Annotated in this window: 11 protein-coding genes and 1 pseudogene; 5 read left to right on the forward strand and 7 right to left on the reverse strand. The window is 41.0% G+C overall.

The genetic code is table 11. From position 1 onward, the window contains the following. Window positions 1-39 precede the first annotated feature (39 nt). Entirely contained in the window at window positions 40-1,449 is a 1,410-nt protein-coding gene (leuC, locus tag CV014_RS22975; RefSeq protein WP_236144137.1) for a 3-isopropylmalate dehydratase large subunit, read from the forward strand. On the opposite strand, the gene CV014_RS22980 is transcribed toward leuC, so the two are convergent. After that, a complete protein-coding gene (locus tag CV014_RS22980; RefSeq protein ID WP_236144138.1) occupies window positions 1,427-1,579 on the reverse strand; it encodes a hypothetical protein in 153 nt (50 codons plus the stop codon). The genes leuC and CV014_RS22980 overlap by 23 nt on opposite strands. Window positions 1,580-1,619: 40 nt before the next feature. On the opposite strand from CV014_RS22980, the gene leuD reads away from it, so the two are divergent. Further along, on the forward strand, window positions 1,620-2,228 hold the full coding sequence (leuD, locus tag CV014_RS22985) for a 3-isopropylmalate dehydratase small subunit (protein ID WP_236144139.1): 609 nt from the start codon (window positions 1,620-1,622) through the stop codon (window positions 2,226-2,228). A 627-nt stretch (window positions 2,229-2,855) separates the two neighbouring features. Then, on the forward strand, window positions 2,856-5,063 hold the full coding sequence (locus CV014_RS22990; RefSeq protein ID WP_236144140.1) for an EAL domain-containing protein: 2,208 nt from the start codon (window positions 2,856-2,858) through the stop codon (window positions 5,061-5,063). 117 nt (window positions 5,064-5,180) lie between these two features. On the opposite strand, the gene CV014_RS22995 is transcribed toward CV014_RS22990, so the two are convergent. The 3 genes from CV014_RS22995 to ppsA form a co-directional block, all read right to left on the reverse strand. Continuing rightward, window positions 5,181-6,695 (reverse strand): pyruvate kinase, encoded by a 1,515-nt coding sequence (locus CV014_RS22995; protein WP_236144141.1) that lies wholly within the window; start codon window positions 6,693-6,695, stop codon window positions 5,181-5,183. A 39-nt stretch (window positions 6,696-6,734) separates the two neighbouring features. Further along, entirely contained in the window at window positions 6,735-7,253 is a 519-nt protein-coding gene (locus CV014_RS23000; RefSeq protein ID WP_236144142.1) for a universal stress protein, read from the reverse strand. A 121-nt stretch (window positions 7,254-7,374) separates the two neighbouring features. Continuing rightward, entirely contained in the window at window positions 7,375-9,825 is a 2,451-nt protein-coding gene (ppsA, locus tag CV014_RS23005; RefSeq protein ID WP_236144143.1) for a phosphoenolpyruvate synthase, read from the reverse strand. 411 nt (window positions 9,826-10,236) lie between these two features. Here ppsA and CV014_RS23010 point away from each other — a divergent pair, with 411 nt between their 5' ends. After that, window positions 10,237-10,452, forward strand: a complete 216-nt coding sequence (locus tag CV014_RS23010; protein ID WP_236144144.1) for a hypothetical protein — start codon at window positions 10,237-10,239, stop codon at window positions 10,450-10,452. A 318-nt stretch (window positions 10,453-10,770) separates the two neighbouring features. On the opposite strand, the gene CV014_RS23015 is transcribed toward CV014_RS23010, so the two are convergent. From CV014_RS23015 to CV014_RS23025, 3 genes are all read right to left on the reverse strand, one after another. Next, window positions 10,771-10,992 carry a DUF4327 family protein gene (locus CV014_RS23015; protein WP_236144145.1) on the reverse strand — a complete coding sequence of 74 codons (222 nt, stop codon included), beginning with the start codon at window positions 10,990-10,992 and terminating at the stop codon, window positions 10,771-10,773. A 202-nt stretch (window positions 10,993-11,194) separates the two neighbouring features. Continuing rightward, window positions 11,195-12,070, reverse strand: a complete 876-nt coding sequence (locus CV014_RS23020; RefSeq protein WP_236144146.1) for a polyphosphate kinase 2 family protein — start codon at window positions 12,068-12,070, stop codon at window positions 11,195-11,197. Between the two features lie 293 nt (window positions 12,071-12,363). After that, the gene (locus CV014_RS23025; RefSeq protein WP_236144147.1) at window positions 12,364-12,825 is read right to left on the reverse strand and encodes a hypothetical protein; all 462 of its coding nucleotides are present in this window, start codon (window positions 12,823-12,825) and stop codon (window positions 12,364-12,366) included. A 270-nt stretch (window positions 12,826-13,095) separates the two neighbouring features. Between CV014_RS23025 and CV014_RS23030 the strand changes: the two are divergent. Beyond that, window positions 13,096-13,990, forward strand: a pseudogene (locus CV014_RS23030) (DUF1565 domain-containing protein); the annotation flags it as partial.

Genomic DNA, 13,990 nt, shown 5'->3' on the forward strand with positions numbered 1-13,990 from the left:
TCTCGTGATTAACTGACTTGTAACATAAACCATTGACATATGAGCAAAGGAACGCTGTTTGATAAAGTTTGGGACTTACATACCGTTGGTAAACTTCCTTCGGGTCTGACACAATTATTTATTGGACTACACCTAATTCATGAAGTTACCAGTCCCCAAGCCTTTGCGATGTTACGGGAAAGAGGTCTAAAGGTTTTATTGCCCAACCGGACTGTCGCTACAGTAGATCATATTGTACCTACAGATAATCAAGCCCGTCCTTTTGGCGATCGCATGGCGGAAGAAATGATCCAGGCGTTGGAAAACAACTGTCAGGAAAATGGGATTACTTTTTATAATATTGGCTCTGGCAATCAAGGCATAGTCCACGTTATCGCCCCAGAATTGGGACTCACTCAGCCAGGAATGACCATCGCCTGTGGAGATAGTCACACTTCTAGTCATGGTGCATTTGGTGCGATCGCTTTTGGTATCGGTACAAGTCAAGTCCGCGACGTTCTCGCCTCCCAAACTCTAGCATTATCTAAACTCAAAGTCCGCCGCATAGAAGTAAATGGCACACTTAACCCTGGTGTCTACGCTAAAGACGTAATTTTACACATTATTCGCACCTTGGGTGTGAAAGGTGGCGTAGGTTATGCCTATGAATACGCAGGTACTACCTTTGAGCAGATGAGTATGGAAGAGAGAATGACAGTCTGCAATATGGCCATTGAAGGTGGTGCAAGATGCGGTTATGTCAATCCTGATCAAGTCACTTATGATTATCTCAAAGGTAGAGACTTTGCTCCCCAAGGTGCTGACTGGGATCAAGCTGTGGCTTGGTGGGAATCCATTAAAAGTGATGCTGATGCAGAATATGATGACGTGGTAGTCTTCAACGCCGCAGATATTCCCCCGACAGTAACTTGGGGAATCACCCCCGGACAAGGTATTGGCGTAGATCAATTTATTCCCAAACCCGAAGAATTAGCCGAAGAAGACCGCTTTGTTGCGGAAGAAGCCTATCGTTACATGGATTTATATCCCGGTCAACCAATTAAGGGAACTAAAATTGATGTCTGCTTCATTGGTAGCTGCACCAATGGTAGGATTAGCGACTTGAGAGAAGCCGCCAAAATTGCCCAAGGTCGCCGTGTAGCTGAGGGAATTAAAGCTTTTGTCGTTCCAGGTTCAGAAAGAGTCAAACAAGCCGCCGAAGCCGAAGGATTAGACAAAATCTTCCAAGAAGCCGGTTTTGAGTGGCGTGAACCAGGTTGTTCGATGTGTTTAGCCATGAACCCCGATAAATTAGAAGGAAGACAAATCAGTGCTTCTTCCTCCAACCGCAACTTTAAAGGTCGCCAAGGTTCAGCCTCTGGGCGTACATTGTTAATGAGTCCTGCAATGGTAGCAACGGCGGCGATTAAAGGCGAAGTCGCTGATGTCAGAGAACTTTTAGGAGTGTAAGGGTGTAAGGGTGTAAGGGTGTAGGGGTGTAGGGGTGTAGGGGAAGAAATAACTTTTCCCTCATTAATCCCCAATCCCCAGTCCCCAGTCCCCAGTCCCCAGTCCCTAATCCCCAGTCCCCAATCCCCATCCTCAAATTTTGAATTTTGAATTTTGAATTTTGAATTGATATGGTAAGCGAAGTTAAACAAGTTTCTGGTCGTGGTATACCTTTAGTCGGTGATGATATCGATACAGACCGCATTATTCCCGCGCGGTTTTTGAAGGCGATTACCTTTGATGGTTTGGGTGAAGCCGCTTTTATTGACGATCGCACTGCTTTAAATGGTCAACATCCCTTTGATCAACCCCAATATCAAGGCGCGAATATATTAATTGTTAACCGTAACTTTGGCTGTGGTTCATCACGGGAACACGCACCCCAAGCTCTATCTAAATGGGGAATTCAAGCCTTAATTGGCGAAAGTTTTGCGGAGATTTTCTTTGGTAATTGTGTGGCGATCGGTATACCCTGTTTGATAGCTGATGCAGCCACTGTAAAACAATTGCAAGAATTAGTTACTGCTAATCCCCAAGCTGCTGTAACAGTAGATTTGGAAAATTTACAGGTGCAAGTAGGGGACTTTACCGCCGCGATTACCATGAGTGAAGGGACAAGAACCGCCTTCGTTTCCGGTGCTTGGGATGCTTGCGGTCAGTTAGTCGCCAATACTGAACAAATTCGGGCTGCTGCTGCTAAGTTACCTTACGTGGGTTGGGGTAAATTAGCTGCAAGTTAATACACCTGTTGCATCTGTAGCGGCATGATAATTTCTGATAGGGTGGGTATTGTTTGACAGTAGGTCAAATTTTGACTTTTACTTGGTCGGCAATGCCCACCCTAAACTAATTGAAAATAGTGTGGCAAGTTAAGCAGAATATTAGCTTGGGTGATATTTCTTGGTTTGTAGACTGTAACAAACAAAATCGAACTACTTGGTATAAATTCCTAGAAATTGAGTGATTCGAGCAACTGCCTGATAAGAAAATCATACGGCATTGTGAGGATGATTGTCTTTCTTGGTTGGTATTGCTATGATGGGAGAATATTAGTCTATACCTCAAGACAGTTGACAAAAAGCAATCTCATTCAAGTCAAGTTTTAATAAAGAAAATTAACATAACTCAATTTTTTGCTTGAAAGCGATCGCCAAATATAGTTCATCCAGTCACAGGTAGACTTACTGAAAACTTATGTGGTGTAGTGCGTAAGTTTTGCCAGAATAATTCACATTAAACATACATTTTATAGACAATTTACATAACAAATAAACACTAAATCTTTACCGATATTGAGAAAAAATTGTTGTTCTATAACCAAACTATTGGGAACACTAAAATAAGTCAGACTAATTACATTAATATCTATGAGCCAGAAATGTCCTATCTCCAAAACTTGTGCCTGTCGCAATGTTAAACATTGCCAGACTGCGGAAGCAGGTAGGCTTTTCCTTTGGTTTCCTATGCCGCATACTCTGACAAAAGTTACTGCATATTTAAAGAAGTTCGCTCTCAAGTATGATGCTATGAGTGAGCGGCCTGGTTTAAGTTTAGATTGTCAGCCTGGACAGGCTCAAGAAATTGCTCGAAATCTAGCTCAATTTCTCGCACCTAGAGAGTTAAAAGAAACGCAAGTTCTATTTATTCGGGGTGCAATTCAACCACAACTGCATGATTTTAGTGATATCGCCTCATTACAACGCTTTATTAAATTTAGCCAGTCAGATTGGCTAGTAGAAATGCTTTCTCAGCAGAGAGTTGTGAGTCACTTCCAACCAATCGTTTCTATCCAAGATACATCTAAAATTTATGGTTATGAATCCCTGTTGCGGGGGTTAGATCAAGCAGGTAACTTAGTCATGCCAACTCCCATGTTCGAGTTAGCACATGAATCGGGATTGTTACCCCAAATTGATCACCTTGGTCGTCTCAACGCCATTCATCAATTTAGCAATTATCAAGTAGAAGGACACCTGTTTATTAACTTCGCGCCAACTGCACTTTATGATCCAATTTTTTGTTTACGCTCTACAGTAGAGGCGATTGATGAAGCTGGTATTGACCATGAGCGAATTGTTTTTGAAGTTGTAGAATCAGATAATCCTCAAGATTTAGATCATCTCAAATCTATCCTCAAATACTATCGTGATGCAGGATTTTCTGTGGCTTTGGATGATTTGGGTTCTGGTTATTCTGGTTTAAACTTGCTGCATCAATTACGCCCTGACTTTATCAAATTAGATATGGGCTTAATTCGGGAAGTGCATCAAGACTTATACAAAGCTTCAATCACAGAGAAATTGCTAGAAATCGCTCAACAATTAAAGATTCAGACTGTAGCTGAGGGCATTGAGTGTATTGAAGAATTAACTTGGCTCAAAGAAAGAGGTGCAACCTTTGCTCAAGGTTATTTAATCGCCCAACCTCATGCTACGCCCATCCTGAAAACGCCTCAATTTCAAGAAATTTACTTAAATGCAAAACCTGCATCATCAGAACCCATTGAGCAATCTGTGCAACATCAAAGTGAGTCGGAACGCATTGTTGCGGCTGTGACACAACGTATTCGTCAATCATTAGAACTCAATGATATTTTACAAGCCACTGCCGATGAGGTGCGGCAGCTGTTTGCGGTAGATAGGGTAGTCATCTATCAGTTTGTTGAGGACTGGAGTGGGTTTGTAGCTGTGGAATCTTTAGCCCCAGGATGCCAATCAATATTGGGATTTCATGTCATGGATACCTGCTTTCAATCAACTCGTGCTGCTTACTACCAACAGGGAAATACACGGGCAGTAGAAAACATTGCAACTGCCGGATTATCACCTTGTCATGTGGAATTGCTCCAGAGTTTACAAATTAAAGCCAACTTAGTTGTACCTATCTTGCAGAAAGAACGTTTGTGGGGATTACTAATTGCTCATCAATGTACTCATACAAGAGAGTGGCAACAATCGGAAATTAACCTATTTAATCAACTAGCAACCCAAGCCGCGATCGCCATTTATCAATCGGAACTTTACCACAAATTACAACAAGCCAACCAAGAATTACAACGTCTAGCGGCTTCCGATGGGCTGACGCAAGTCGCAAATCGCCGTTCCTTTGATGACACACTCAACGCCGCATGGCAAACATTAGCAAAAGAACAAGCCTCATTATCTTTGATTTTGTGTGATGTTGATTGTTTTAAGCTGTATAACGATACCTATGGACATCTAGCTGGTGATGATGTTCTAAGACAAGTTGCCATAGCCATCTCACAAGCTGTCAGTCCGGCTGATTTGGTGGCGCGGTACGGCGGAGAAGAATTTGCGGTGATCCTACCAAATACAACAGCCCCAAGTGCGATCGCTATTGCCCAAAAGATTCAAGCGAATATCAGTGCTTTGCAATTGCGACATTCTCAATCCCACGTTCATCAATTCATCACCCTCAGTCTGGGAGTAGCAACCATCATTCCTCAACAAGATTCATCTCCAGCCGTCTTAATTGCTACCGCCGACCGAGGACTCTATAGCGCAAAGGCAAAAGGCAGAAATTGTGTAGTGCAAATTAACTGTGAAGGATGTTAAGAATGGATATTGGGAATGGGGCATTGGGCATTGGGCATTGGGAAAAATCTACCTTGTCTCCCCATTCCCCATTCCCCATTCCCTATTCCCTATTCCCTATTCCCTATTCCCTACAAATTACCAAGAATGTAATGCCCGTAATTGCGGAGTTTTCTTGAGTTGATGGGTTTGCATTCTGGTTAATACGTCGTCTAAAATTTCCACTGCTTCAACGATATATGCACCTTTATTGAGCATCACACATTCTGCTCGTTCTGCCATTGCGGCATCGGTCATTTCTGCCCGTGATGGCATACCATTTTTCACAAGGTTTTCTAACACTTGGGTAGCCCAAATCACTGGGACATGGGCGGCTTCACACAACCAGAGAATTTCTTCTTGAATTTCTGCGAGGCGTTGATAGCCAATTTCTACAGCTAAGTCTCCTCTGGCAATCATAATACCGAAGGGTTGTTTGCCGGCTGCTTGTACTATTAATTCTGGTAGATTAGTAACCGCTAGGGGTGTTTCTATCTTGGCAACGATCGCCGGAATTTGCTCTGGATTGGGTATTCTGTCTGCTAGTTCTTGTTGTAAAACCTCGATATCTGCTGGTTTTTGAACAAAAGAATAGCCGATAATATCAATATTATCGGCGTGAGCAGCAATAAAATCTAAATCTTGTCTATCTTTATCAGTTAATGGACTGAGATTTAAATCTGTGTAAGGAAAGTTAATCCCTTTATCGGGGTGGAGTTTTTCGCCTTTGGGGCGAGTGTGGGTAATTCGCAACCATAGACCTTCCGGTGCGATCGCTTCCACCACCGCACCTATATGACCATCATCAATCCAGACTTCAGCCCCAATTTCCAAGCTATCTAAGACTTGTGGTAAGGTGCAGTTAGCTTGAAAGCAAGTTGAACTAATGGTGGTTGGTAAATCGCGGGTTAATAATAAAGATTCACCGCGATATATGCGTTGTTTCGCTTGGGGTGCAATTGCACATCCAATGCGGATTTTCGGGCCACTTAAATCCATCATGACTTGGCAAGTACGACCCATTTCTGCTTGTGCTAGGCGCACATGAGTAATCATGGCTAACCATTCTTTCGGAGTATCATGGGCGCAATTAATCCGCACACAATTTGTGCCTTGATGGATGAGATCCCGCACTAACTCATAACTTCCGGCGGCTTCTGTAGGCAACGTCACCATGATTCTGACTCGGCGATGGTTGAGAGTTTTGCCAAATAACTCTTCGGTATTGTGTTTCAACAAGCGATCGCCTTCAAAAAACGCTTCTATGGGAGGATGACTATATGATGTTTCATGACAAACTGCTGCTAAAGTAGCAATCACGGCATCTAAATTAGGCATAACTCTCGCTTCTATTCTTCCCAAAGAAGACAAACCCCAAGGCATCAAGGCCGCTTGCAAGGGTCTTAAATCATGTCGCCGCAATGCTAAATAGTAAGAAAGGTTAATACTACTATCAATAAAAGCCGTTCGATGAATCCGCGATCGCCATTTTTGAAAAATTTCTTGCCCCTCTTGATAGACTGATTCCCGCAGTTGACGTAAAGTAGCTAGCAAAGTTTGCGGATTAGATAACTCTGCTGCTAAATATGGCTGCGATAAGTTACTAGATGACATACAGTGATACCTATTTATAAGAGTTGACGGCATTGATAACTATGTACAAATGCCGGACAGATGATTTGTATTCACAGGAATTTCCCCTTGGACTGTTAACACAGAACAGGAAGCATGATGTAATACATAATTGCTGACACTACCCAAAAAGAATTCCCTCAATCCACTCAAACCCCGACGACCTAAAACAATTAAATCAGCCTGAGAATTTCTGGCGACTTCACAAATAATGCGGCTTGGTTCGCCTAATTCTTGGGTGAAATCAGAGGTTATACCTTTAGCGATCGCCTGATTATTTAGTAGTGTTAAAAAATCTATTCCTTGTTGTTGTAAATGTTTCCATTGCCCCACATAATATTCCACGCCATGAGTTTGAGAAGTGCCGTAGGTGCCTTGTGTTTCCATTGCCGAAGCATTGAGATAATCATCATCAAAAGGTGAGATAACGTGTAACAACAATAATTCAGCATTGTTAGTTATAGCTAAAGTCAAGGCGTGTTCAAAAACCTGTTCACCCATTTCATTATTATTTAGTGCGACTAAGATTTTTTTGAACATAGTTGAAAGTCCTTGGTCAATAGTCAATAGTCAACAGTCAATAGTCAACAGTCATTACTCAGCACTCAGCACTCATTACTCATTACTCCCCCTGCTCCCTGCCCCCTGCCCCCCTGCCTACTTACCCTTCCTCTGCGGCAGCAATTTCTAACATCGTCTTGAGGACAGAATCAGGGTTGAGACTAATAGAATCAATGCCTAACTCTACTAAGAACCTGGCAAATTCTGGGTAATCGCTGGGTGCTTGACCGCATATACCGATTTTGCGTCCGTATTCTTTGACAGTGGCGATCGCTTTGGCTATCATTCGCTTAACTGCTTCGTCGCGTTCATCGAATAAATGGGCGACTAATTCGGAATCTCTATCTAGCCCTAATGTCAATTGTGTGAGGTCATTAGAACCAATAGAAAAACCATCAAAAACTTGAGCAAATTCGTCTGCTAACTGCACATTACTCGGTAGTTCGCACATGACGTAGACTTGCAAGCCGTTTTCTCCGCGTACCAAGCCATGTTTTTCCATCTCCGCTAACACCCTGCGTCCTTCGTTGGGGGTGCGACAGAAGGGAATCATTAAAATGACGTTGGTTAAACCCATGTCATCCCGTACCCGTTTCATGGCTTGACATTCGAGGGCGAAACCTTCGCGGTAACGAGGATCATAATAACGAGAAGCACCACGCCAGCCAATCATCGGGTTTTCTTCTATAGGTTCAAATTGTCTACCACCCAACAAATTGGCGTATTCGTTACTCTTGAAGTCAGAGAGACGAACAATTACAGGCTTGGGATAGAAAGCGGCGGCGATGGTTGCAATTCCCTGGGCGAGTTGATCGACGAAAAATTGGGTTTTGTCTTCGTACTGGGAGGTTAACTCAGCGATTTTATATTTCGCGAGTTCATCTTCTAACTCATCAAAATGAATCAAGGCTAGGGGATGGGCTTTGATGTGGTTGTTAATGATAAATTCCATCCGCGCTAATCCCACACCATCGTTAGGAATGTTAGTTAAACCAAAGGCTTCTTCGGGATTACCCAAATTCATCATAATTTGGGTATGGGTGCGGGGTAATTTCTCTAGAGGAATTTCTTGAATTTCGTAAGGTAACAACCCAGGATAGACTTTACCTGTTTCACCTTCAGCACAGCTAACGGTGATTTCTTGCCCAGTTTTAATTACAGTAGTGGCATTTCCACAACCCACAATCGCCGGAATCCCTAATTCTCTAGCAATAATCGCAGCGTGACAAGTTCTTCCACCAGAGTTAGTCACAATTGCACTAGCGCGTTTCATAATGGGTTCCCAATCGGGGTCAGTGCGGTTTGTTACCAACACTTCCCCAGCTTGGAACTGACCAATTTGATGGACATCGAGAATCACTCTGGCTTTACCTTGTCCAATCATTTCCCCGACACTACGACCAATTACCAAGGGTTTTGGTTGTTCTTCTGGTTTTCCTTGCAGGCGATAATTACGTAGTACGTTCTTGGTTTTCTGAGACTGCACTGTTTCTGGACGCGCTTGCACAATGAATAATTCCTCAGTCAAGCCGTCTTTAGCCCATTCAATATCCATTGGTGTATAAACACCACGCACTTGGGAATAGTGTTCCTCAATAATGCAAGCCCAGTTAGCTAGTTGTAAGATTTCTTCGTCATTTAGGGCGAAAATATTGCGTTCCGAAGGTGCAACAGAGACATTCTTAGTTAATTTTGAGCCGCCTAGATCATAGATCATTTTAATTTCTTTTGTACCCAGGCGTTTTTGAATAATAGAACGATATCCCTGTTGTAGAGTTGGTTTAAAAACTAAATATTCGTCGGGGTTCACCGCACCTTGGACGACGTTTTCACCTAGACCATAGGCGGCGGTAATTAAAGCTGCATCTTTAAAACCTGTTTCTGTGTCGATGGAGAACATTACACCAGAAGCAGCTAAGTCAGAACGCACCATTTTTTGGACACCAACCGACAAGGCAATATTAAAGTGGTCAAAACCTTTGATTTGACGGTAAGAAATGGCGCGATCAGTAAAGATAGAAGCAAAGCACTTATGACAAGATTCCAGAACAGCTTGCAAGCCGTGGACATTTAGATAGGTTTCTTGCTGACCTGCAAAGCTAGCATCCGGTAAATCTTCAGCAGTCGCACTAGAACGTACAGCCACATCAGTATCTGCACCATACTCTTGACAGAGATTATTGTATGCTGTGGCGATCGCATCCCGTAAATCTTGCGGAAATGGGGTTTGCAGCATCAACAATCTTGCTTGTTTCCCGCATTGACGTAGATTGTTAACATCCTCAACATCTAAATCTGCAAAAATCTCTCTGAGTTTAGCTTCTAACCCAGCCGCAGAAATGAAATATCTATAAGCATAAGCAGTTGTAGCAAATCCAGTGGGAACTTTTACACCTTTGCGTCTAAGTTGCTGAATCATTTCCCCCAAAGAGGCGTTTTTTCCCCCCACCAGAAGTATATCTGCAATACCCACTTGATTGAAAGGTAACACTAAAGCTTGTTCTCTAGAAGATGAATTAGCTGTAGGAGGATTTAGCAGTATATTTACCATGTTTGATATTCCTAACACCCTAAACAGATACTTAAGAGAAAGGAGTATTTACATCAATAACTCTTAAGTCTTACACCTATGTTTATAGGGAGATAATTTGAGGATCTTGTGAGGATATTGGTTAATAGTCAATAGTCATTAGTCATTAGTCATTAGGTAAACACTCTACCTTGTCTACCTTGTCTACCTTGTCTCCCCAGTCCCCAGTCCCCAATCCCCAATCCCAATGATTGAACACTTCAACTTTAATGTACAAAAGTTACAAAGTGTTAATGATTATATTTTTCCTCACACAAACCTCAGATTTGCTCATTATCTTCTAGATAGAAATACTTATTTTATGAAAGGCTCTATTCCTTCACTTTACGTTCATTATCAATCAATAACAATTTAATAAAAGGATTTACAGTTATGATTAGCTGTCCTTGTTGCTCGGATTTACTATTACCACATATCCGTGGTTCTGAAGTCCATTGGTTTTGTCGCCACTGCTGGCAAGATATGCCAGTATTTCAGAAGGAAAATACAGGTTCTTTTGTTGAGTTGATTGTTAGTAAACTATCTTCTACTTTTGAGACGAAAGAACCTGTTACAACTGATAATCAGTCATTAGTCATTAGTCATTAGTCAATAGTCATTAGTCAACAGTCAATAGTCAATAGTCAATAGTCATTAGTCATTAGTCATTAGGGAACAGGGAACAGGGAACGCGGAACAGAATCTTTCATTTTGTAGCTTGCTTCCCGCAGGGTATTTTGAATTGATTAGTCACTACTCACTACTCATTACTCATTACTCATTACTCATTACTCATTACTTCTCCCTTGTCCCCAATCCCTATAATTTAGCCCTCAAAGAAATTAGAGGGCTTTCATTTGTTGTTAATTTTGAGATGTGAATTTATCAAAGATGTTAACTCATGGGAATAAAGGTTTAATTATCGCTTTAGTCTTCTTCCCATTTTTCATGACTCAACAAGTCAATAATTCTATCTCTGAGCAAAAATTCTTTTTTTTCTAATTCTAGCTCAAAGAATGGCCAATCACGTTCTGTAATATATTTACTTAGCGTATAAATTGGCTGTTGACGGTTAACAAGTCCTTTAGAGATGAGGTGTCGTGCTTCATCCTTGATAACCTCAATATCGTATTTGACAGCAATATCCATAGCTTGTTCCTTCGCTATTGATCAAGGAGTTGGAAGTTAAAGCGGTAAATGCTTACACTCCACTATAAACTTACCAAAAAATCGTGTAGAATTTTTGATGACTCTAAAGATTAAACCCTATTTAGTTTAGTTTGTTTTCATCCTTTAGATAGACTCGTCACCGAAAATTTTGTGATACTCTCTTCTTGTTATTAACTTACTACTAGATTTCTTCTTCTTGTTCTAAAATAGTCTTAGCTTGCATCAATTCTTGTTGATGTGCTGCACTGACTGTAGGGTATTTTAGATTAAGTGATTCCAGTTTTTTGCAAATAATATCAGCTACTACTAAGCGGGTAAACCATTTGCGATCGGCTGGGATAATATGCCAAGGAGCGTATTCGGTGCTAGTATTCTGAAATACCGCTTCATATGCTTGCATATAATCATCCCAAAAAGCTCTTTCCCGCACGTCATTAACAGAAAATTTCCAATTCTTTTCGGGAAATGAAATTCTCTCTAGAAAACGTTTTTTCTGCTCCTTTTTGGAGACGTTAAGAAAGAATTTGAGAACTATCACACCATTATTGACTAAATATTTCTCAAAATTATTAATTTCCTCAAAACGCTGTTTCCATATGTGATTACCGTGCAGAGTTTGGGGTAATTGTTGTTTGTAAAAAAGTTCTGGGTGAACACGCACTACTAATACTTCTTCATAGTATGAACGGTTAAATATCCCAATGCGTCCCCGTTCTGGTAGCGATTTACTGGTTCGCCATAAATAATCGTGGTCTAATTCCTCTGCACTGGGTGCTTTAAAATTAAACACTTGGAAGCCTTGGGGGTTGACTCCAGACATAACGTGTTTAATAGTGCTATCTTTACCCGCAGCATCCATTGCTTGAAAGATAACTAACAACGCATATGTATTTTGAGCGTAAAGAATATCTTGATATGCTGCTATTTTTTGAATATTTTCATGCAATTTCTGCACAGATTCGGCTTTGTCATGATAACCATCATGATATGCAGGGTCATAATTTTTTAAAAAAGACTTTTTTGAATCTGGTGGAAAAATAAACGCATCATGCTTCATGTAGATTCCCTAATCAAGTAACTTAAACAATATCGTTTTTATTAAATCGTAAAAACTCTTATACAAATATTAGTGATAAATTAGAATCAGACCTATTAAAAATTTCGTGGTTTTAAACACCACCGATTCTTAGAAAGTGTCTATATACTCCCTTATTTTTTCGGTAGAATAAATGTTTTTAATGAAAACTTAAGTTTTATACAGAAAACCGATTTGATTAATGAAAAATTTGCTTAGTAAAGGAACGGGGACTTCAACTTGTACACGTTTACATTTTATTAAGAGACTGCAATTTAAGGTTTTAGGGATTTCTGAACTTTGAATTGTTGAGAACGCATAGCTTCTCGACCTAAAATAAACATTCCAGTTACACCCAAGCAAACAAACCAGATGTATTGATACCAATACTGATGAACCTGTTGAATTTGATTCATTTCTGGGTGCAATGTATTGGAATAAAGCAATAACACTAAAATCATCAACGCGCTAAACCCAACACAGCTTAAACCTACGCGAATTCTGACTGGTTGAAGTTCAATGTCGCTAATTGTTTCTAAGCTAATTTCTGCAAGTTCCTCTAAAGATTCATCAGCCAAATTAGAGGCTACTTGTAAAGTGTTACTCAGCTTTGGTGGCAAAATAGGTGTAAGCGTGGCGATCGCAGGACGACGTAGTAAAGCTTCAGTATCACGCAATAACACCAAGGGTTTACGGACTGTAGCAGTTTGAGTAGTGGCTTTACTTTCAAAATCCATAGCACGCCAAAGAAATAACGAGATACAGGATAACAATAGCCTAGCGAATCAATGGAAAGGTTGCAATGGGGAGGGGTATGAGGGTGTGAGGGTGTGAGGGTGTAGGGGTGTAGGGGAGAAATCATAGATATTTTTACCCCCATACCCCTAAACCCCTATTTCTGGAATACATGGCGACGATTTGGTAGTCAATGTTGCAAATGTTAGCGATCGCTAGCTATTTTTACAGTTAGCGTTAGTATGACTATGTATTTTTCTTAAAGTATAAATATGGTACAAAATCTTTACGTAAATCCAGCTATAGGCAACAATACCAACCCTGGTACTCAACAAGCCCCCTTCAAAACCATTACTCAAGCCCTAAAAGTTGCATCACCTAACACTACTATTCAACTAGCAGAGGGAAAATACTCAGCCGAGAATGGTGAAACTTTCCCTCTGACAGTTCCCTTCGGTGTCAAAGTGATTGGGAACGAAGCTAACAAAGGGAGTAACATTTTGATAGAAGGTAGCGGTAACTACCTCAGCCGGACTTTTGCGGGACAAAATGTCACCTTTGTGATGTTAGATAGTGCAGAATTACGTGGGGTAACTGTTACTAATCCCGCTAGTCGTGGTAGTGGTGTCTGGGCGGAATCAACTACCCCTACCATTGCTAACTGTACCTTTATCAATTGCAAACGGGAAGGTGTATTTGCTACAGGTGATGCCAACCCCACAATTACTGGTAATGTGTTTACTGAGAATGCTGCCAATGGTATGGCGATCGCTAAAAATTCTCAGGGTAAAATTCAAGGGAATACTTGCTTTAAAACAGGCTTTGGTATAGCTGTTAGTGACACTGCATCACCCACACTTTTAGATAACAAAATTTACGAAAACCGTTCTGGATAGTCGTTCTGGGAGTGGTCGTCCTCTATTGCGTAATAACCTCATTGAAAATAATACAGATGACGGTTTGACTTTAATTGGCAATGCACTGGCTGATTTGGGAAATACCAACACTCCAGGCGGTAATACCCTACGCAATAACGCTAAATTTGAGATCCAAAATGCTAGTTCTAATAAGTTAGTTTCTGTTGGTAATCAAATAGATAAAACCAAGGTTAAGGGGAATATAGAGTTTGTAGATGTTCAAGTCGTAACGCCCAACCGCCAACACCAA

The organism is Nostoc sp. CMAA1605, from assembly GCF_021596505.1.
Taxonomy (GTDB): Bacteria; Cyanobacteriota; Cyanobacteriia; order Cyanobacteriales; family Nostocaceae; genus Trichormus.

Coding starts and splice junctions, on each gene's coding strand:
- leuC (WP_236144137.1), top strand. CDS start 40: ATGAGCAAAGGAACGCTGTTTGATAAAGTTTGGGACTTACATACCGTT.
- CV014_RS22980 (WP_236144138.1), bottom strand. CDS start 1,579: ATGGGGATTGGGGACTGGGGATTAGGGACTGGGGACTGGGGACTGGGG.
- leuD (WP_236144139.1), top strand. CDS start 1,620: ATGGTAAGCGAAGTTAAACAAGTTTCTGGTCGTGGTATACCTTTAGTC.
- CV014_RS22990 (WP_236144140.1), top strand. CDS start 2,856: ATGAGCCAGAAATGTCCTATCTCCAAAACTTGTGCCTGTCGCAATGTT.
- CV014_RS22995 (WP_236144141.1), bottom strand. CDS start 6,695: ATGTCATCTAGTAACTTATCGCAGCCATATTTAGCAGCAGAGTTATCT.
- CV014_RS23000 (WP_236144142.1), bottom strand. CDS start 7,253: ATGTTCAAAAAAATCTTAGTCGCACTAAATAATAATGAAATGGGTGAA.
- ppsA (WP_236144143.1), bottom strand. CDS start 9,825: ATGGTAAATATACTGCTAAATCCTCCTACAGCTAATTCATCTTCTAGA.
- CV014_RS23010 (WP_236144144.1), top strand. CDS start 10,237: ATGATTAGCTGTCCTTGTTGCTCGGATTTACTATTACCACATATCCGT.
- CV014_RS23015 (WP_236144145.1), bottom strand. CDS start 10,992: ATGGATATTGCTGTCAAATACGATATTGAGGTTATCAAGGATGAAGCA.
- CV014_RS23020 (WP_236144146.1), bottom strand. CDS start 12,070: ATGAAGCATGATGCGTTTATTTTTCCACCAGATTCAAAAAAGTCTTTT.
- CV014_RS23025 (WP_236144147.1), bottom strand. CDS start 12,825: ATGGATTTTGAAAGTAAAGCCACTACTCAAACTGCTACAGTCCGTAAA.